The following is an 18,368-nucleotide window of genomic DNA, read 5'->3' as shown; positions in this document are numbered from 1 at the left end:
CTCAGGAACCGCAGCAGCCACCGCAGCAGTCGCTGCGCTCGGCCGGTTCGGCCGCCACGGTCACCGGCAGGGCGGCGGACTGCAGCACCTTCAGCACCGTGGCCTGGTCGAGCTGCGAGTGCACGCGCAGCGCACCGCTGGCGGCATCGAACTCCACGTGGGCGGATTCATCCTGCGCGGTGAGGGCGCGGCGCGCCTGCTCGAGCAGGACGGGATCGGGGGCGGACAGGCTCATGCGGGTTTCTCGTGGCGGTTGGAGGTCAGTGGGCGGTGATCGGCTCATGGGTCCCACAGCCTGCCGCGCTGCGATGGGCGCCGCGCTGATCCAGGTCAGGCTCGCGCGCGGCTGATCTGGGTCAGCGCGCGCGGCCCCGGCGGCTCCTAGCCTGCCGGCTCACCCTCGCGGAGATCGCCCATGCAGCTGCACTGCGGACCGGCCCAGATCGGCCCCTACCCCTTCGATGCGCGCGGCATCGCCAAGCGCTTCCGCCACGCCGCCATCTTCGGCGCGCTGGACGCGCTGCGCCCTGGCGAGACCATGCGCTTCGTCAACGACCACGACCCCCTGCCCCTGCTGCAGCAGCTGCAGCAGCGCTATGGCGAGGCCCTGCGGGTGGCCTACGTGCAGCGCGAGCCGGGCACGGTGGTGATCGACTTCAGCCCGCAGGCGGGCTAGCGCCGCCATGGAAGTGCGCATCGAACGACCGGGCGCGGACCTGGACATGGCGCGACTGCAGGCCCTGCTGCAGGACATCGATCCTGCGGTGGTGCTCGATCGCGAAGCGCTCAGTGGTGCCCTGCGGGTGTCGACGGTGATGGGCACGCAGTCCCTGCTGGGGGCACTGCGCGCCTGCGGGCTGGCGATCGAAGCCGAGTCGCTGGTCCATCTGCCATCGGTCTGCTGCGGCGGCTGCAGCGGCTGAGGCCCCGCGGGGCCCGCAGTCGGCGGCGGCGCTCAAGCGGCGAAAGGCGTGCAGATCGAGCGCAGCGCCAGCCGGCCGGCGTCGCTCAGCCAGAGCCGGCGCTCGTCCATCGCGAACAAGCCCGCCTCCTGCTGCGGTGCCAGCGCCGCCAGCTCGCGCCGGAAGTAGGTGCAGAAGTCCAGTTCGTAGCGCTCCTGCAGCTGCACCAGGTCCAGCGCGCCGCGGCACAGCAGGTCGTGCAGCACATCGCTGCGCAGGCGCGCGTCGACGTCCAGCCACAGGCCGCGCCACAGGGGGAACTCGCCCATGTCGACCGCGCCCTCCCAGGCCGGCAGGTCGACATGGTTCTGGCAGCAGGCATCACCGATCCGGCTCTGTGCGCTGACGCCGAGGCCGATCAGATCGGTCTCGGCATGCGGCGTGTAGCCCAGCGCGTTGCGATGCAGCTGGCCGCTGCGGCGCGCGCGGGACAGGTCGTCCTGCGGCAGGGCGAACACATCGAGGCCGATCGCGTCGTAGCCGGCCTGCAGCAGGCAGCGGATCGCTGCGGCGCGCTGCGCGATGCGTTCCTCCAGCGGGCGCATCAGCTCGCTGGCAGGCGCTACCCGCTGGCCGATGCGGCCGCCGAGCGGATGCAGGCTGATCCTGTCCGGCTGCAGCTGCAGCACGCGCTCCAGCCACTGCAGCAGATCCTGCTCGCTGCGCCCGGGCAGGGCATACATCACATCGAAACAGACCGAGCGGAAGCCGGCGCTGCGCGCCGCGGCGACGCTGGCCTGCAGCGCCGCTTCGTCGAGTTCGCGACCCAGTCGCTGCTGGGTGGCGCGGTCGAAGTCGAACACGCTGAAGCGCGCGCGATTGAAGCCCAGGTCGGCAAAGCCCTGGATCTCGTCGCCGCTGTGCGCGCCGGCAGGCAGCTCGATCATGAATTCGCGCTCGCGGCCGCGGCTCAGGAAGAAATGCCGGGAGGCGGCGTACAGCAGCTCACCCAGCGCTTGCGCATCGAGCGTGCTCGGGCCACCGCCACCGACCTTGAGCTGGATGACATCGCGATCGCGGTCGAACAGCGGTGCGGTCTGCTCGCACTGTCGTGCGAGCCGCTCGAAATAGGCGCGAACACGCTGCCGATCCGCGCCGACGGTGACGGTGCCTGGACAGTGGTTGCAGGGCTGCTCGGCGAAGGGCACATGCAGGTAGAGGGACAACCGCCGCGGCACCGGGTCCTCATTGCTTTCGCGCGCAGCCGCACGCAGCTGGCGCTCGCCGAACTCGGGTGAGAAGCGGGCGGGATCCGGATAGCCCTGGAAGCCGCCATCGAGTCCGGAGAACCTGAGCAGAGCATCCATGGCAGGGGCGAACGATGTGGGCATGATCCCAGTCTCCCCGCAGCGGCCCGGCGGTCGCGCTGACCCAGGTCAGTCGCGCGCGATTCGCCGATGCGCGCTCAGGCCGCGCACGCCTGGCCTCCGCGCAGCGCACGGATGCCGTCGGAGAAGCGCTTGAGCGTGGGCGTGCAGTCGCCGGGCGGCAGCAGCAGCTCGATCAGCTCGAAGCGGCCGCGGCGGCTGAAGGCGGTGTCCAACGCCGCCGCCAGCTCGGCGCGCGTGCGCACTCGATGGCCATGGCCGCCCAGGGTTTCGGCCAACTCGGCATAGCGCCAGTCGCCGAGATCGGCGCAGCGCGACTCCGGCTGGAAGGCGCGGATCATCTCCCAGCTCTGGTTGTTCAGCACGATGACGATCGGGTCGAGGCCGTAGCGGCGGCAGTTGCCGAGCTCCCAGCCGTTCATCTGGAAGGCGCCGTCGCCGACCAGGATCAGCGGACGCTCGCCGCTGGTGGCCTGCACGCCGATGCCGGCCGGCACGCCGAAGCCCATCGAGGCGTAGTAGCCCGGCGCGACCAGCGGTGCAGGCTTCAGCTCCATCGCCGCGAACAGGCAGTCGCCGATGTCGGAGGCGATCGGCGGCGTGCCGTGACGCGCGAAGCAGGCGTTCAGGGCGGGCGCGAGGTCGGCCGCGCAGAGCGCGCGGTCATCGGCCTCGAAGGTGGCCTGCGTGTTCGCCGGCAGCGGTGCGCGTCGACGGGCCTGCGACTCCGGCACCTGCGCCAGCAGGGCATCGACCAGGGCCGCGAGCGGTATGTCGTGGTAGACGTGATAGCCCACGCGTGCCTCGCGATGCGCGGCAATCAGCGCGCGCCGGAAATCGATGCGCTCGGCGCTGACGCCGAAGTTGCTGTCGGACAGGATCGCGCCCAGCATCACCGGCAGGTCCGATTCATCCAGCAGGCGACTGACGTGCGGATCGCCGGCGATGCCGAGATAGGTGCCGTCGACGTCCAGCCCTGCCTGGCTGAGCAGGCCGCGGCCCATGAAGGTGGTCAGCACCGGCAGCTGGAGACGCCTTGACAGCTCGGCGACCTTGGCCTCCAGATGGAAGCGCCGCACCTCGACATCGACCACCAGCACCGGCGCACGCGCGGATTCGATCTTCGCCAGCCATTCCTGCGCGCATTCGTCGACCGCGGCCTGCTCGAACGCGCTGGGCGGCAGCATCGGCACCGCCGCCATCGGCCGATCGGCCATGTCGCGCGGGACCTCGATCAGCACCGGCTGCGAGAACTCGCGGCAGCTGCGCAGCACGCGTGCGATCTGCGCCGGCGCGCTGGCCGCATCGCTGAGACGCACGCGATCGCAGGTGATTTCCTCGTAGATCCGCCACTGCGAGTCGAGATGCCGCACCTGGTGGTGCAGCACCAGTCCGGCGTGGCCCTCCACTTCGCCCGGGCAGCCGGCGAGCACCACCAGCGGCGAGCGCTCGGCATAGGCGCCGGCGACCGCATTCACCACGTTCAGTGCGCCGGCGCCGTAGGTCACCGCGATGACGCCGAGGCCGAGGTTCATGCGGGCCGCCGCATCGGCGGCGAAACCCAGCGAGGGCTCGTGGCTCAGCGCGAACAGGGGCAGGATGCCATTGGCCTCGATGTGCCGGAACAGCGGCAGGATGAAGTCACCGGGAATTCCGAAGATCTCGCGCGCACCGTGGCGCTTCAAGGCGTGCAGCAGTTCGAGGGCGAGGCACATGGGAGGGCGCGCGGCAACCGGGGTGCGGCGATGGTCGATCGGCACCGGGGGACTGCGCCTTGATCATGGTCAGGCGCAGCGCTGACCGCGACTGATCACTACGGCGCCAGCTTCTTCTTCAGCCTCCGCGCCAGCGCCGCAGGCAGCTTTGGCAGGGCCTTCAGCACCCAGGGCAGGGCCTTGCGCTTCACGCCACTCAGGCTTTCCGGCACCACCGCTTCGATCAGGTGCGGGCCGGGATGGCCGAGGGCGTACTCCAGCGCGCGGCAGAAGTCCTCGGCGGTACTGGCGCGCACGCCATGCACGCCCATGCCCTGGGCCAGCCGACAGAAGTCGAGGCGCGGGCCCTTCAGATCCAGCTGGGCGCGGGCCTTGTCGCCGATGCGTTCGGCGCCGACGCGCTCCAGCTCGACATTGAGCACCGAGTAGCTGGCGTTGTTGAAGATGATCACGGTGACGTCGAGCTGCTCGCGCGCCAGCGTCCACAGCGCCTGGATCGTGTACATGGCGGTGCCGTCGCCGATCAGTGCAAGCACCGGCCGATCCGGGCAGGCGATCGCCGCGCCGATGGCGTTGGGCAGGCCTTGGCCGATGGCGCCACCGGTCAGCGTGATCAGGTCGTGGCGCGGGGCGCCCGCCGTCATCAGCGGCAGCATCAGGCCGGAGGTGATGGCCTCATCGACCACGATCGCGCGCTCGGGCAGCAGATGGCCGACCGCCTTGCAGACCTTCTCGGCGGTGAGCCGCCCGCGCGGGCGGCCGGGGCGCGCGGCGGGCTGCAGCGCCGGCGCTGCATGGTCTGCACCCAGCGCCTCCGCCAGCGCCAGCAGACTCGCCGCGGCGTCCTCGGCCGGGGTGCTCAGGGTGTGCAGCTGACAGCTGGCAGGCACCAGCTCGCTGGGCTTGCCCGGATAGGCGAAGAAACTGACCGGGGCTTTCGCGTCGACCAGCACCAGATGCTGGAACTCGGCCTGCTGCACGCCGGCCAGCTCGGCCAGATAGGCGATGCGCTCGACCGGCGGCAGGCCGGCACCGCGCTCAAGCCGGGTCGGGAACACCTCGGCCAGCAGCTTGACCCCGCTGTGCGCGGCGATGCGCGCGGCGGCCAGCAGCGCGGGCTCGCGCAGGGCGTGCCGGCCCAGCAGCAGGGCGACCTTGCCGCCGCTGCGGATCGCATCGGCAATCGTCGCGACCACAGCCGCATCGGCCGCGGGCGGCGAGGAACGCTCTGGCGGCGAACAAGGAATCCCGCCCTCGCCCCAGCTGACGTCGGCCGGCAGGATCAGGGTGGCGACCTGCTCGGGCCGGCTGCACGCGGCGGCGATCGCGTCGACCGCGTCGCGGCTGAGGTCTTGCGTGCGCATCGAGGTGCGCACGAAGCCCGGCGACACGTTGCGCGCCACGGTCTCGATATCGCTCTGCAGCTGCGCGTCGAGCGGCATGTGGTAGGTGGCGTGGTCGCCGACGATGTTCACCACCGGCACCCTGCCCTTGCGGGCGTTGTGCAGGTTGGCGAGCCCGTTGCCGAGCCCGCAGCCGAGATGCAGCAGGGTCGCCGCGGGGCGATCGGTCATCCGCGCGTAGCCGTCGGCGGCGCCAGTGGCCACGCCCTCGAACAGGCAGAGCACGGCGCGCATGCGCGGCTCGTCGTCGAGTGCTGCGACGAAGTGCATTTCGCTGGTGCCGGGGTTGGTGAAGCAGACCGTGACGCCGGCATCGGCGAGGGTCTTCATCAGGGCTTGGGCGCCGTTGGGCATGGGTAGGCTCCGTGCGGGATCTCGAGTCGGGATGTGGCTCAGCCGTCGCCAAGATGACGCGCCGCGGCGCGGGCCGTCAGGATGCAGCCGGGCAGGAAAGTACCCTCCAGCGAGCGCTTGCCGTTGGCCCCGCCACCGCCGAAGCCGGCGGCCTCGCCGACGCAGTAGAGGCCGGGGATGGGCGCGTCGTCCGCCCCCAGCACCCGCGACTGCAGGTCGGTGCGCAGGCCGCCCAGGCTCTTGCGGGTGATCAGCTGCAGGCGGATCGCGATCCAGGGTCCCGCGCCCGCTTTAGACAGAGGCGCGGGTGCACAGGTGCGCAGGCGATCGGGACGCCACGTGCGTGCCTGCAGGATGCGCCGCACCTGCTCGTCATCGCTGGGATTTCGACCCGCAGCGAAGTGCGCGTCAAAAGCCGCGACCGTGGCCTTGAGCCGCCGTGCGTCGATGTCGTGTGAGCACGTCAGCGCGTTCATCTTCGCGGCAAGGCCCGGCAGCGACGCATCGACGAGGAAATCGTCGCTCTCGCGCTGCATCTGATCGACCAGACGCGCATTGCCGAGCAGGGTCTCGATCAGGAAGCGCAGGAACTGGCGATCGCGGATGCGCGGGTTGTGCTCGGCGCCGGAGATGGCGAACTCGCGGAGCGCGATGCGGCGATTGAGCAGCTGCCAGGTCCAGGGCCGGGCCTGCTCGGCCACGCGCTGGCACAGCCAGTGGGTATCGAAGCCGGTGACCAGCGGCTCGGGGCCGATGCGCTCGCCGCGGTGGTCCAGCCACAGCGCCGACTTGCAGGGAATGATCGACAGGCCGTGGCCCTCGAAATGCGGGAAGGGATGGGCGATGCCGCCAGCGTAGTTCCACATCTCGCCGGCGTTGACGATGCGGCCGCCGAAGCGCTCGGCGACTTCGCCATGCAGGCGGCCATCGGCGAAGGGATGCGCGCCGTTGAGCATCGTCGCCGGCAGCGGCCGGTCCCTGGGCCAGTGCGCGCGGCAGGCTTCGTGGCTGCCATTGATGCCGCCCATCGCCAGCACCACGGCATCCGCGCGGAAGCGCAGCTCCGCGCCGCTGCGTTCGTCGATCGCGAGCGCGCCGCAGACGCGGCCGTCCCGCGATTCGAGCGCGCTGACGCGGTGCTGGTGCAGCACGCGCAGGCGACCGCCGCGGTCCGCACGCCGCAGCGCCTCGTGCAGGCACAGCACCAGCTGCCGCGCCGTGCCCCAGACGATGTGGTAGCGCGGCACCGAATTGCCCTCGCCGTGACGGCCACGCTCGACCCAATTGACCGCGGGCAGGAAGCGGACGCCCTCGCCCAGCAGCCAATCATGAACCTCGGCGCGCGAGCGCTCGACGTAGTGCTTCGCCCAGGCCAGCGACCAGGTGTCCGCGGGGTCCAGTTCGCCGAAGCTCAGCCAGTCGCGCAGCGCGAGCTCGGACGTGTCGCGGATCTTCATGCGCGCCTGCAGCGGCGTGCCGACCAGGGCCATGCCGCCGAAGGCCCAGCGCGCGAGGCCGCCGAAGCGCGCGGGCGTGTCGCGGTCGACGATCGTCACCGATCGACCGCCGCGCAGACACTCGAGCGCCGTGACCATGCCGGCCAGGCCACCACCGACCACCAGTACGTCCGAGTGCAGGCTCGCCGCCATCTGCCTTCCCCTGTCCAGCCGAGGAACATACGCGATGGTGTCGCCCCTCGGCTGCTGCGGTGCGTCAGGTTTCGCGCGGCGCGGCGAGCACGCCCGCGGGCTGCGTACTCAGCCGCCGAGCTGGCGATTGAGGAAGGCGCGGGCGAAGCGCAGGTCGCGGTCGATGGTCGCCGGGCTGACCGACAGCACCTCGGCGATCTCCTCGCGCTGCATGCCGGCGAAGTAGCTCATCTCGACGACACGGGCGGCGCGGTCGTCGGTGCCGGCGAGCTGCTGCAGGGCCTGGTCCAGGGCCAGCAGATCGACCTCGACGCCGTCGCCAGCGGCTTCGAACTCGGCGGCTCGCAGGGTCACCAGCGCCGCGCCGCCGCCGCGCTTGGCAGCGACGCGGGCGCGGGCGTGATCCACCAGCACCGCGCGCATCTGCAGCGCGGCCACGGCGAGGAAATGGCTGCGGTTCTGCCAGTCCGGGCTGCCGCCCAGCAGGCGCAGCACGGCCTCGTGCACCAGCGCCGTGGGCTCCAGCGTGGGCGTGCGGTCGACGCTGCCGACGCGGCCAGCCGCCATGCGCTTCAGCAGCCCGTAGACCTCGGGCAGCAGGCGATCGAGCGCGGCGCGGTCGCCGCCGCGCCAGGCCTGCAGCAGGCCGGTGAGGTCGCTGTCCGACACGGGCTCAGACCTCGCTGCGGCCTTCGCCCGGCCCGGCCTGTGCCCCGTAGTCCGACTCCGCGGGCGGCAGCAGGCCGCCGCGCGCCACCACCACCGAGCCGACCAGATCGCCGCCGACATTGACCGTGGTACGGCACATGTCGAGGAAGCGGTCGACGCCCAGGATCAGGCCGATGCCTTCGGGCGGGATGCCGAACATCGCGAGGATCATCGCGATCACCGGCAGCGAGCCGCCGGGCACGCCGGCGGCACCGATCGCGCCGAAGATGCAGAGCACGAGGATGCTGATCTGCTGCACGAAGCTCAGTTCGACGCCGAAGAACTGGGCGAGGAACAGCACCGTGATGCCCTCGAACAGCGCGGTGCCGTTCATGTTGGCGGTGGCACCCAGGGTGCAGACGAAGCGCGCCACCGGACGCGGCACGCCAAGACGATGCTCGGCACATTCCAGCGTGGTCGGCAGGGTCGCGCTGGAGGAGCTGGTCGAGAACGCAGTGAGGATCGCCGGCTGCGCACCCTTGAAGAACTTCAGAGGCGACATGCCGCCAAACACGCGCACCAGCAGCGGAAACACCACGAAGAAGTGGATGGCGAGCGCCAGCACCACCGTGCCGACATAGCGCGCCAGCTGAACCAGCACGTCGAAGCCCAGCTTGGCGGTGATCCCGAACAGCAGGCACGCCACCGCATAGGGGGCGAGCTGGATGATCCAGCCGATCAGCTTCAGGCAGATGTCATACACGCCCTGCACCGCGCCGACGAAGCTGCGGGTGCCGGCGCTGGCCACCACGGTGGCGCCGATGCCGAACATGAGCGCAAAGAACATCACCCCGATCAGATCGCCGTTGACCGCGGATGCGAGCGGATTGCGCGGCACGATGTTGATCAGCAGGTCGATGCCCGAGACCGCGCTGCCCTTGCTGGCGATGTCGGCCACACGCTCGCTGGAGCCGGCGATCAGCTCGTCGGCGAGGTCCGGTGGCAGACCCTGGCCCGGCTGCAGCAGGTTGACCGCGACCAGGCCGATGCTGACCGCAATCGTGGTGACGACGAGGATGAAGACCAGGGTGCGCCCACCGATGCGGCCGAGCGAGCGCGGGTCGCCGATCTCCACCACGCCCAGCACGAGTGCCGAGAACACCAGCGGCACCACCAGCATGAACAGCAGGCGCAGGAAGACCTGGCCGACCGGATCGGTGACGTAGCGGATCAGGCCGCCGAGCCAGTCGGCGTCGGCGGCAGTGAGGTTGGCCAGCACGCCCGCGGCGATACCCACCGCGAAGCCGATGGCCATCTTCGTGTGCAGGGACATGCCGCGGACAGGGTCCATGGCTCAGCTCTCCGGCTGTTCGCGGTAGCTGCGCAGCTGACCCGATTTGAGCCGCGCCCAGTAGGCGTTGAGCTCGCGCTTGACCACCGGCATCAGCAGGTAGACGCCGATCAGGTTCGGGATCGCCATGATGAACAGCAGGGCGTCGGCGATGTCGACCAGGCTGGACAGCTGCAGGGTGCAGCCGAGCACCGCGGTGAACAGGTAGAAGATCTTGAAGCCGTAGAGCACGCCCTTGTTCTCGCGTGCCATGAAGGCCGCGGCCTTGGCGCCGTAGTAGCCCCAGGTGATCGTGGTCGAGAAGGCGAACAGCAGCACCGCGAAGGTCAGCACGTAGGGGAACCAGCTGACCACGCTGCCGAAGGCGTTCGAGGTGAGCTGCACGCCGTCCCCACCACCCGCGACCAGGTACTGGCCGGTGATGATGATCACCAGCGCGGTCATGGTGCAGATCACCACGGTGTCGATGAAGGGCTCCCAGAGGGCGACGAAACCCTCGGTGACCGGGTCACGGGTCTTGACCGCCGAATGGGCGATCGCCGAAGAGCCCAGGCCCGCCTCGTTCGAGAACGCCGCGCGGCGGAAGCCGACGATCAGCGCGCCGATGATGCCGCCGACGGCACCTTCGCCGGTGAAGGCACCGGTGAAGATCGCGCCGATCGCACCAGGCAGCTGGCCGATATTGGTGAGGATGACGAACAGACAGCCGAGCACGTACAGCACCGCCATCGAAGGCACCAGCTTGGCGGTGACGCTGCCGATGCGGGTGATGCCGCCCAGCACGACGGCACCGGCCAGTGCGGCGTAAGCAAGGCCGAACCACAGGGCGTTGCCGGCCAGCGGACCCTCGGCGCCACCGGTGACGTTGAGCAGCTGCGAATAGGCCTGGTTGGCCTGGAACATGGCGCCGGCGCCGATCGCGCCGAGCATGGTGCAGATCGCGAAGATGATCGCCAGCTTCCAGCCGAACCACTTCATGCCCGGATAGTTTTCGGCGATGCCGCGCGAGAGGTAGTACATCGGGCCGCCCGAGACCGTGCCATCGGCCTTCTCCAGGCGGTACTTCACGCCCAGGGTGCACTCGACGAACTTGGTCGACATGCCGAGCAGGCCGGCCAGCACCATCCAGAAGGTGGCGCCGGGGCCGCCGATGGTGATCGCCACCGCCACGCCGGCGATGTTGCCGAGGCCGACGGTGCCCGACACCGCGGAGGTCAGGGCCTGGAAATGGCTGACCTCACCCGGACCGGCGTCGCGCTTGCTGCTGTAGTCGCCGCGCAACAGGCGGAAGCCGTGCGCGAAGCCGCGCAGGTTGATGAAGCCGAGGTACACGGTGAACACCAGGCCGCCGAGGATCAGCCAGCCGACGATCAGCGGGAACATCACCGGCGCTTCGTCGGTGCCGCCGACTCGTACCGCTCTGAAAATCTGTCCAGACACCGCGTCTGCTACCGGCCGGATCATAGCTTCGATGCGTTGGTCCAGGCTCGGCTCGACCGCTGCAGCGGGCGCATCGGGCACGGCCGACATCGCGGGCGCCGGCGCGGCTTGCGGTGGTGCTGGCTCAGCCTGGGCGGCATCGGCAGCTTCGGCGGCCTGTACCGTTTCGAAGCCTTGATTGCCCTCGGGCGCGGAGTCCTGCGCAAGCGCAGGTAGACCAAATGCCAGCAGCAAAGCCAGCGCGACACGTTGGATCATCGGGCGTCCCCCCAGAGGACTGTGCGTGGATTGAGCGTGCCTTCGGCGCAGCCGCACCGGGCACCGCCAGGATGCGGCTTCCCCGCCGCATCGACGCCGCGCAAGACCGACCTTGGTCTGCACGCAACGAGACCGGATGGTACATCACGGTCCCGCTGGGGTCGGGTGCCCATCGACACGGACCCTCGACGCGCAGTGCTCGGCCGCGCGCTGCGCTCAGCGACGCTCGCGATCCGGATACAGCGCCGGCAGGCCAGCAGACTCGGCAACCGCCGTCGTTGCGGCGCGGAACGCCGGCGCGCGCGCGAACGCCGCGCGCAGCGCCTGCAGGGCCGGTGCGCCCTCAGCGCCGGCATACAGACTTCGCTGCAGTGCCTCCACCGCAGCGCGCTGCCCGGGATCGCTCAACGCCCGAATGAGCGCGCCCAGGTCGGGGCCGAGGCCGCGCGCGCGCGCAACGCCGCGCAGGGCTTCGGCGATGTCGGCCAGCTCGCCCTGCCGCAGCGCCGCGGCCAGCGAGGGGCCGGCCTGGGGTGGCGGAGCGGGACCAGCGTTGGCGGTGCCCGCCGGCGCGTGGCGTCGCCTGCGCGCACGCCACCACAGCGCGGCGAACAGCGGCACCAGCGGCAGCTGCAGCAGGGCTGCGATGCGCCAGAGCGGATGCACGCCCTGCTGCACGATGTTCGCGATGCGCGGCTCGCTCTGCGGGGCGGCCGTGATCGGCGCTCCTGCGCTGGTGGCGGCAGCACTGCCGGCGCCAGCCTCGACCTCGAAGCGCTGCGCTTCGATCACCGCTTCGCGCATCGCGTCCGCTTCGACATCCCACCAGCGGATCACGAGTCGGGGCAGTTCGAGCGTGCCGGCGCGATTGGGCACCACCGCGAAGCTGCGGCTGCGCTCGCCTTCGATGCCGCGCGGCCCCTCGCGGGTCTGGCTGGATTCCTGGTCGGGATAGACCTCGGCGCCGTCGATCGCAGGCAGCACCAGCTCGGGCAACTGCTCCGCGGACAGCCCGCGCGCCGACAGCCGCAAGGACAGCGTCACCGGCTCGCCCACGCGCAGGGTGCCGGCGGCGCTGGACTGCAGGCGGTAGTCCAGGGACTGTGCGGGCAGCCAGGGCTCGCCCGCCGTCGCCGGTCGCGGCCGCACCTCCAGCTGCAGCGCATCGCCAGCGGCCGCGACCGGAGTGCCGGGATCGAACATGCGGTTGCTGCGCCCGCCCGCCAGCGCGCGCCCGCGGAAGCGGGGGGCTTCAATCGCCAGTGGGCCCGATGCCAGCGGCGTCAGCGCGTAGCGGCGTTCGACCACGCTGTAGCGGCGGCCGCCCATCTCGCGGCTGTAGGTGGCATCACCGCCCAGCCGGCGGATGTCGGCACCGGCGGCGCCGGGCTCGTCGAGCTGGCCGTCGAGCAGGGTCACCGCATACAGCAGGCGCACGGTGTAGATCACCTGCTGCTGGACGTAGGGCTGCTCGCGATCGACTTCGACTTCGAGCAGCAGGTCGGCAGTGCCGTCGCGGGGCTGTGCGGCGGCCGGCAGGACGGTCAGCCGCAGTGGCTCGGTGCGCTGACCGCGCACCTCCAGCGCCGGAATGCCGAGTACGCCCGCGGACAGGGGTTCCAGCACCACGCCCCACAGGGTGCGCATGCTCTGGCGGCCGTTGACGAGACTGATCTGGGTGCTGCTGGAGCTGCCGAGCACGCGCACATCGCTGCCCAGCGTGGACAGGTCCGGCTCGCCGCTGCCAGGCTGATCGGTCTCGATGTTCAGGGTGACCGATTCGCCGAGCACGACCTGCTCGCGGTCGAGAAAGGCGCGCGTGCCCTGCGCCGCTGCGACCAGCGGCAGCAGCAGGGCGGCGAGGAGGACCACAAGGTTCTTCAGGTGCACATTCATCGCGGATCGCCCTCGCGCTGGCGGCGCTGGTACTCAAGCAGGAATTTTCGGCGCAGCAGGCCGCCGGGATCGTCGGGCACGCGACGCATCAGCTGCTCCAGGGCCTGGCGCTTCTCCGCCTCGGCCATGGCTTCCGCGCTTGGTGGCTCGCCCTGGGGATCAGGCTCGGTCTGCGCTTTTGACTCCTGCAGGGCCTGCTGCATCGCCTCGTTGAAATCCTGCTGTGCCTGCTCGGACTCGGCCGCATCGCCTTCGGCTTCGGCCTCCTGCGGATCGGACTCGCCGCCCTGTTCGCCCCGTGTTGAATCGTTCTGCGGGCCCTCGGACGACGGCGGCGACGTGCCTTCGGAGGACTCCGACTCGCTGCCCTCGTCCGGCGTCTGCTCGCCGTCGGGCACTGGTTCCCCGGAGTCGCCGGATTGCGACTTCTCGCCGTCCTTGCCCTGCTCGCCGTCCCGAGCCTGCTGCTGTTGCTGCTCCTGCTGCTTGAGCCAGTCCTCGACGGCCTGGCGGTTGGCAGCGGCATCGGCGTGCCCGGGCTCGCGGGCCAGGGCGGCGTCATAGGCCGCGAGGGCCTCGTCGTAGCGCTGCAGCCCGGCGAGTGCATTGCCGCGGTTGTAGTGGCTGCGCGCATCGTCGCCCTGGGCGAAATCGGCCAGCGCAGATTCGAGATCCCCGGCGCGATAGGCGGCGCTGCCGCGCAGGGCCGGATCCTCGGCCAGGGCCGCGGCACGCTCGGGCGCATCGCTCTGCAGGGCGTCCCAGGCCTGGCGGTCTCGACGCACCCAGAGATCGTTCCAGAACTGCGCGAGTGCGCCCGGCGATGTGTCGACGTCGCCGGTCGCTGCATTGGCCGCGACATCGGCTGGAGCAGTAGTCAGCGCTGGCGCGGGCTGCGCCTGCGCCGTGCGTGGCGGCGCCAGCGGCAGCAGGAGCAAAGGCAGCACCAGCAGCCAGCCGCGGCGCGCGGCGAGCGCCGCCAGCGGCAGCAGCAGCAGGGCCAGCAGCGGTCCTTCGTCCTGGTAGCGCAGCGGGCTGCTGGCATCGCTGCGAACAGTCTCCACGCGGCCCGCATCGGCAGTGGGCTGCGTGCTGTCGAAGCCCAGCGCGCGCAGATCGCTGCCGTCGGCAGCGAAGCGCGCATAGCCGCCCTGCCCGGCCAGCGCCAGCGCGCGCAGGCTGTCCTCGTCGAGCCGCGGCAGGCGGATGTTGCCGGCCTCGTCGCGCATGAAGCCGCCGCCGCCCACCGCCACCGGCGCGCCTTCCGGGGTTCCAAGGCCGAGCACCGAGACGCGCAGCCCCTGCGCGGCGGACTCGCGCGCGGCCTCCACCGCCGCCGTGCCGACGCGGTCGGTCAGCAGCAGCAGATCGCCGCGCTGGGCCCCGCTGTCGGCCAGCAGGCGCAGGCCCATGCGGATCGCGCGCTCGGGGCGTTGCCCGGGCACCGGCAGGATCGAGGGGTCGAGGGCCCCCAGCAGTCCGTCCAGGGTGGTGGCGTCATCGGTCAGCGGGGCCACGGTGAAGGCTTCGCCGGCAAACGCGATGAGCGCGGTCTGGCCGTCGGCGCGGCGACGCACGAGCTCGGCGAGCTTCAGGCGCGCACGGCTCAGGCGATCGGGCTTGAGGTCGGCCGCGCGCACGTTGGCAGACAGGTCCAGGGCCAGGATCAGCGGCGCCTGGCGCTTCAGCAGGGGCTGCGGCAGCTCGCGCCAGGCCGGCCCGGCCAGCGCCAGCACGCAGATCGCCACGCCGCTGGCCAGGAGGAGTTCGGGCAGGCGTGGCCCCTGCGCGCGACCCGCCAACTGCGCCGCCAGCAGGGGCGCGTCGACCACCCGCCGCCAGGGATCGCCGACACGGTGCGCACGATGGCGCAGCCAGACCAGCAGCGGCAGGGCCAACAGCGCCAGCAGCCAAAACGGCCGCAGGAAGTGGAAGTCGTCGAGGCCGAGCGCGCTCATGCACGCTCCCGGTCGGCGGCGAGGCTGCCTGCGAGCAGCACGCTCAGTGCGAGCAGCAGGGCGAGCGCCAGCGGCCAGTGGAACAGCTCGTGACGCGGGCGCAGCGGCTCGGCGTCCTGCTCGACCGGCTCCAGGCGATCGAGCTCGGCATAGATGCCGGCCAGCTCGCGGGTGTCGCGGGCGCGGAAGTAGCGTCCGCCAGTGCTCTCGGCGATCCGCCGCAGGCTGGCCTCGTCGATCTCGGCGCCGGGCGTGGCGACCTGCAGGCCGAATACGCTGGCGCTGCCGCCGTCGCCCCCCATGCCGATGGTGTGTACACGCACGTTCTCGGCGACGGCGAGCTGGGTCGCCCGCTCGGGATCGAGCGCACCGGCGTTGTGCACGCCATCGGTGAGCAGGATCAGCACGCGCTCGCCCTCGCCGCGCTCGCGCAGGCGCTTGACGCCGAGGCCCACGGCATCGCCGATCGCGGTTTCGCGTCCGGCCATGCCGATCACGCTGGTTTCGAGCTGGTAGCGTACGTGGGCGCGATCGAAGGTCAGCGGCGTCAGCAGGTAGGCACTCTGGCCGAACAGGATCAGGCCCACGCGATCGCCGGCGCGGCGGTCGAGAAAATCACCCAGCACACGCTTGACCGCGGTCAGGCGATCGACCCGGCGTCCGCCGATCTGCATGTCCTCGGCGGCCATGGATCCCGAGACATCCACGGCGAGCATGAGGTCACGGCCGCTGCTGGGCGGTGCCTCGATCTCGCCCAAGCGCTGCGGCTGGGCGGCAGCCAGACAGACCAGCAGCCAGATCGGCACGGCGATGAACAGACGCGCGCTCGCAAGCCGCGAGCGCGCACTGCCGGCCTCCATCTGTGGCAGCTCGAAGGGCAGCCTGAGGGCAGTGCCCTGCCGCTGCCGGGCCGGCGGCAGCAGCAGGACCAGCAGCGGCAGCGGCAGCAGCCACAGCGCCCAGGGTCGGGCCAGCTCGATCGATTCGACAGCAGCCAGCCAGGCGCTCATGGCCACCGCTCCAGCAGACGCCGCAGACAGCGTTCGGCGTAGGCGGTCGCGAGCCTGGCCTCGTGTTCGGCGAGCTGTGCGCGCCAGGGCCCCTGCACGAGGGTGTCCAGTCCAGGATCGGCGTCGGACGCAGGCCCGAGGCTCTGCAGATAGGCGCGCCATGCCGCACCTTCGAATGCCGCCTCTGTCGGCGCCTGCTGGCGTACGGCGCGCCGCAGCAGTTCGGACGCAGCCGCGACGCGCTCGATCGCGGGAATGGCGTTGTCGCTTGCGATGGCGCCGAATGCCGCAAGCCATCGGCGATTGCGTTGGCGTCGGACCAGGGCACGACGTGCGCGCAGACCGAGCCACAGCAGAACTGCAAGCGCCACCAGCAGCAGCACCCACACCCCCGGCGGCCAGGGCCAGAGTCCGGGTTCGGGCGGCAGCTGGATATCGCGGAGTTCGGGGCCGGGCTTCATTCACCCTCCCGCGGTGGGCCGCCACGCAGCAGATCGCGCAGCGCAGGGACCGGGTCTTCGCGCGTGCTGACCAGGCGCGCACCGACGCCCGCGCGCTGCAGGCGCTCGATGACGCCGTCCTGGCGCGCGCGCAGCGTCTGCTGCCACGATGGCCGACCGCTGCCCGGCACTTCCAGCAGGGATTCTCCGCGCGCGGTCTGCACGCGATAGCGGCCAGCCGGCAGGACATCGCGCTCGAGCGGATCAACCAGCAGCGCGGCGATCACATCATGCTGCCGGCGCAGCCGCAGCAGGCCACGCAGGGCGTCGTCGTCGAGGCTGGAAGCATCCAGCAGCAGCAGCACATGCGCGCCTGCACGCAAGGTGCGGTCCAGTGCGTCGATGGCTCGCGCCATAGGCTGCGGCGCGCCGCCGGGCTGTTCAGGCAGGGACCATTCGCAGAGCGCCTTCAACACCCGCAGGACGCCCCGCTGGGTGCCGGCGGCAGGCAGCTGCCCGGCGCGGCGGCCGAAAGCGGCCGCACAGACGCGATCGCCCTCAGCCTGCGCGAACCAGGCGAACAATGCGCCCAGACGGGCCGCCTGCACCGACTTGAAGCACGCTCGGGTGCCGAACTGCAGCGCGGCGGCGGTGTCGAGCAGGATGGCCGAGGTGCGCTCGCGTTCCGCCGCGAACAGCTTGGTGTGCAGATCGCCGGTGCGGGCGGTCAGACGCCAGTCGATGTGGCGCACGTCGTCGCCGGGCGCATAGGCGCGCGACTCGGCGTAGTCCATGCCGCGTCCACGGAAAGGGCTGTGGCGGCTTCCCGCAGCACGATCCGCCGAGCGTCGGCGCGCGCCGGCCGCCAGCTGTGCCGCCCGCGAGCGCAGGGCGACCAGTTCGGCCAGCTCGGGAATGATGGCTGCGTGGCTCACCGCCAGCACCGTATCGTGCGCCGCGCTCAAGGCAGCGGCACGCGGTCCAGCAGGGCGCGCAGGATCGAGTCGCTGTCGAGGCCCTCCGCTTCAGCCTCGAAGCTGAGCAGTACGCGGTGCCGGAGGACATCGAGCGCGATCGCGCGGATGTCCTCCGGCGCGACGAAATCCCGCCCGGCCAGCCAGGCGTGGGCGCGCGCGCAGCGCTCCAGCGAGATCGATCCGCGCGGGCTGGCGCCGAATGCGATCTGCCTCTTCAGCTCGGCGCCGTAGGGCGTGGCATCCCGCGTCGCCAGCACGAGCTCGATCAGATAGCGCTCGAGCCGGGGCGCGAAGTGCAGATCGAGGATGCGTCGACGTGCGGCGCGGATGTCATCGGCGCTGATGCGCGCCACGCTGTTGCTGGCAGGCGCCGCCCCCCCGGGCTTCAGTGCGCGGGTCCGCGCCAGGCGCAGGATCTCGGCTTCCGTGTCGGCCTGGGGATAGCCGATGCGCACATGCATCAGGAAACGGTCGAGCTGGGCCTCGGGCAAGGGATAGGTGCCCTCCTGTTCGATCGGGTTCTGGGTGGCCATCACCAGGAACAGGTCGGGCAGGGCATAGGTGACCCGTCCTACCGTGATCTGGCGTTCGCCCATGGCTTCCAGCAGGGCCGACTGGACCTTCGCAGGGGCGCGATTGATCTCGTCGGCGAGCAGCAGGTTGTGGAAGAGTGGACCGGGCTGGAACTCGAAACGGCCTTCCTGCGGCCGGTAGACCTCGGTGCCGGTCAGGTCGGCCGGCAGCAGGTCGGGGGTGAACTGCACTCGGTGGAAGTTGGCCTCGATGCGTGCCGCCAGCGCCTTGATCGCCGTGGTCTTCGCCAGCCCCGGCGCGCCCTCCACCAGCAGATGGCCGTCGGCGAGCAGGGCGATCAGCAGCCGCTCGACCAGTTCGGGCTGGCCCACAACCTCGGCAGCGAGCGCGTCGCGCAGGGCGGCGAAGCGGGCAGCCAGTGGATCCATCCGGGCTTCAGGCGTGG

Annotated in this window: 16 protein-coding genes; 2 read left to right on the top strand and 14 right to left on the bottom strand. The window is 71.2% G+C overall.

Annotated features, from left to right (window positions below; all coding sequences use genetic code 11):
* Position 1: 1 nt before the first annotated feature.
* Positions 2 to 235, bottom strand: coding sequence for a hypothetical protein (locus tag Q0654_RS07245; protein ID WP_298852140.1), 234 nt, complete (start codon positions 233 to 235; stop codon positions 2 to 4).
* Positions 236 to 415: 180 nt separating this feature from the next.
* On the opposite strand from Q0654_RS07245, the gene Q0654_RS07240 reads away from it, so the two are divergent.
* Together Q0654_RS07240 and Q0654_RS07235 are read left to right on the top strand one after the other, a co-directional pair.
* Complete coding sequence (locus tag Q0654_RS07240; protein ID WP_298852139.1) at positions 416 to 676, top strand: DUF2249 domain-containing protein; 261 nt, start codon at positions 416 to 418, stop codon at positions 674 to 676.
* 7 nt (positions 677 to 683) lie between these two features.
* Positions 684 to 923 carry a hypothetical protein gene (locus Q0654_RS07235; RefSeq protein WP_298852138.1) on the top strand — a complete coding sequence of 80 codons (240 nt, stop codon included), beginning with the start codon at positions 684 to 686 and terminating at the stop codon, positions 921 to 923.
* Between the two features lie 32 nt (positions 924 to 955).
* Here the strand turns inward: Q0654_RS07235 and Q0654_RS07230 are convergent, their stop codons facing one another.
* The 13 genes from Q0654_RS07230 to Q0654_RS07170 all read right to left on the bottom strand — a co-directional run bounded on the left by Q0654_RS07230 (position 956) and on the right by Q0654_RS07170 (position 18,351).
* Complete coding sequence (locus Q0654_RS07230; RefSeq protein ID WP_298852137.1) at positions 956 to 2,293, bottom strand: radical SAM protein; 1,338 nt, start codon at positions 2,291 to 2,293, stop codon at positions 956 to 958.
* Positions 2,294 to 2,367: 74 nt separating this feature from the next.
* The gene (gene ipdC, locus Q0654_RS07225) at positions 2,368 to 4,005 is read right to left on the bottom strand and encodes an indolepyruvate/phenylpyruvate decarboxylase (RefSeq protein ID WP_298852136.1); all 1,638 of its coding nucleotides are present in this window, start codon (positions 4,003 to 4,005) and stop codon (positions 2,368 to 2,370) included.
* Between the two features lie 98 nt (positions 4,006 to 4,103).
* Positions 4,104 to 5,762, bottom strand: a complete 1,659-nt coding sequence (locus Q0654_RS07220; RefSeq protein ID WP_298852135.1) for an acetolactate synthase large subunit — start codon at positions 5,760 to 5,762, stop codon at positions 4,104 to 4,106.
* 38 nt (positions 5,763 to 5,800) lie between these two features.
* The gene (locus tag Q0654_RS07215; protein WP_298852134.1) at positions 5,801 to 7,411 is read right to left on the bottom strand and encodes an FAD-binding dehydrogenase; all 1,611 of its coding nucleotides are present in this window, start codon (positions 7,409 to 7,411) and stop codon (positions 5,801 to 5,803) included.
* Positions 7,412 to 7,519: 108 nt separating this feature from the next.
* Positions 7,520 to 8,080, bottom strand: a complete 561-nt coding sequence (locus Q0654_RS07210) for an ECF-type sigma factor (protein ID WP_298852133.1) — start codon at positions 8,078 to 8,080, stop codon at positions 7,520 to 7,522.
* A 4-nt stretch (positions 8,081 to 8,084) separates the two neighbouring features.
* A complete protein-coding gene (locus Q0654_RS07205) occupies positions 8,085 to 9,410 on the bottom strand; it encodes a dicarboxylate/amino acid:cation symporter (RefSeq protein ID WP_298852132.1) in 1,326 nt (441 codons plus the stop codon).
* 3 nt (positions 9,411 to 9,413) lie between these two features.
* Entirely contained in the window at positions 9,414 to 11,108 is a 1,695-nt protein-coding gene (locus Q0654_RS07200; protein WP_298852131.1) for an alanine/glycine:cation symporter family protein, read from the bottom strand.
* Between the two features lie 216 nt (positions 11,109 to 11,324).
* Positions 11,325 to 13,004 (bottom strand): BatD family protein, encoded by a 1,680-nt coding sequence (locus Q0654_RS07195; RefSeq protein ID WP_298852130.1) that lies wholly within the window; start codon positions 13,002 to 13,004, stop codon positions 11,325 to 11,327.
* Positions 13,001 to 14,962 carry a VWA domain-containing protein gene (locus tag Q0654_RS07190; protein WP_298852128.1) on the bottom strand — a complete coding sequence of 654 codons (1,962 nt, stop codon included), beginning with the start codon at positions 14,960 to 14,962 and terminating at the stop codon, positions 13,001 to 13,003. Before Q0654_RS07190 ends, Q0654_RS07195 begins: the two co-directional genes overlap by 4 nt.
* The gene (locus Q0654_RS07185) at positions 14,959 to 15,972 is read right to left on the bottom strand and encodes a VWA domain-containing protein (protein ID WP_298852126.1); all 1,014 of its coding nucleotides are present in this window, start codon (positions 15,970 to 15,972) and stop codon (positions 14,959 to 14,961) included. Before Q0654_RS07185 ends, Q0654_RS07190 begins: the two co-directional genes overlap by 4 nt.
* Positions 15,969 to 16,433 (bottom strand): DUF4381 family protein, encoded by a 465-nt coding sequence (locus Q0654_RS07180; protein ID WP_298852124.1) that lies wholly within the window; start codon positions 16,431 to 16,433, stop codon positions 15,969 to 15,971. The genes Q0654_RS07185 and Q0654_RS07180 overlap by 4 nt, the downstream gene beginning before the upstream one ends.
* Positions 16,430 to 17,377 (bottom strand): DUF58 domain-containing protein, encoded by a 948-nt coding sequence (locus Q0654_RS07175; RefSeq protein ID WP_298852122.1) that lies wholly within the window; start codon positions 17,375 to 17,377, stop codon positions 16,430 to 16,432. Before Q0654_RS07175 ends, Q0654_RS07180 begins: the two co-directional genes overlap by 4 nt.
* Positions 17,374 to 18,351 (bottom strand): MoxR family ATPase, encoded by a 978-nt coding sequence (locus Q0654_RS07170; RefSeq protein WP_298852161.1) that lies wholly within the window; start codon positions 18,349 to 18,351, stop codon positions 17,374 to 17,376. Before Q0654_RS07170 ends, Q0654_RS07175 begins: the two co-directional genes overlap by 4 nt.
* Positions 18,352 to 18,368 lie beyond the last annotated feature (17 nt).

Origin of the sequence: uncultured Aquimonas sp. (assembly GCF_937888285.1) — a bacterium.
In the GTDB taxonomy this organism is placed as follows: domain Bacteria; phylum Pseudomonadota; class Gammaproteobacteria; order Xanthomonadales; family Xanthomonadaceae; genus Aquimonas.
This window is presented reverse-complemented; position numbering and strand designations above follow the sequence as displayed.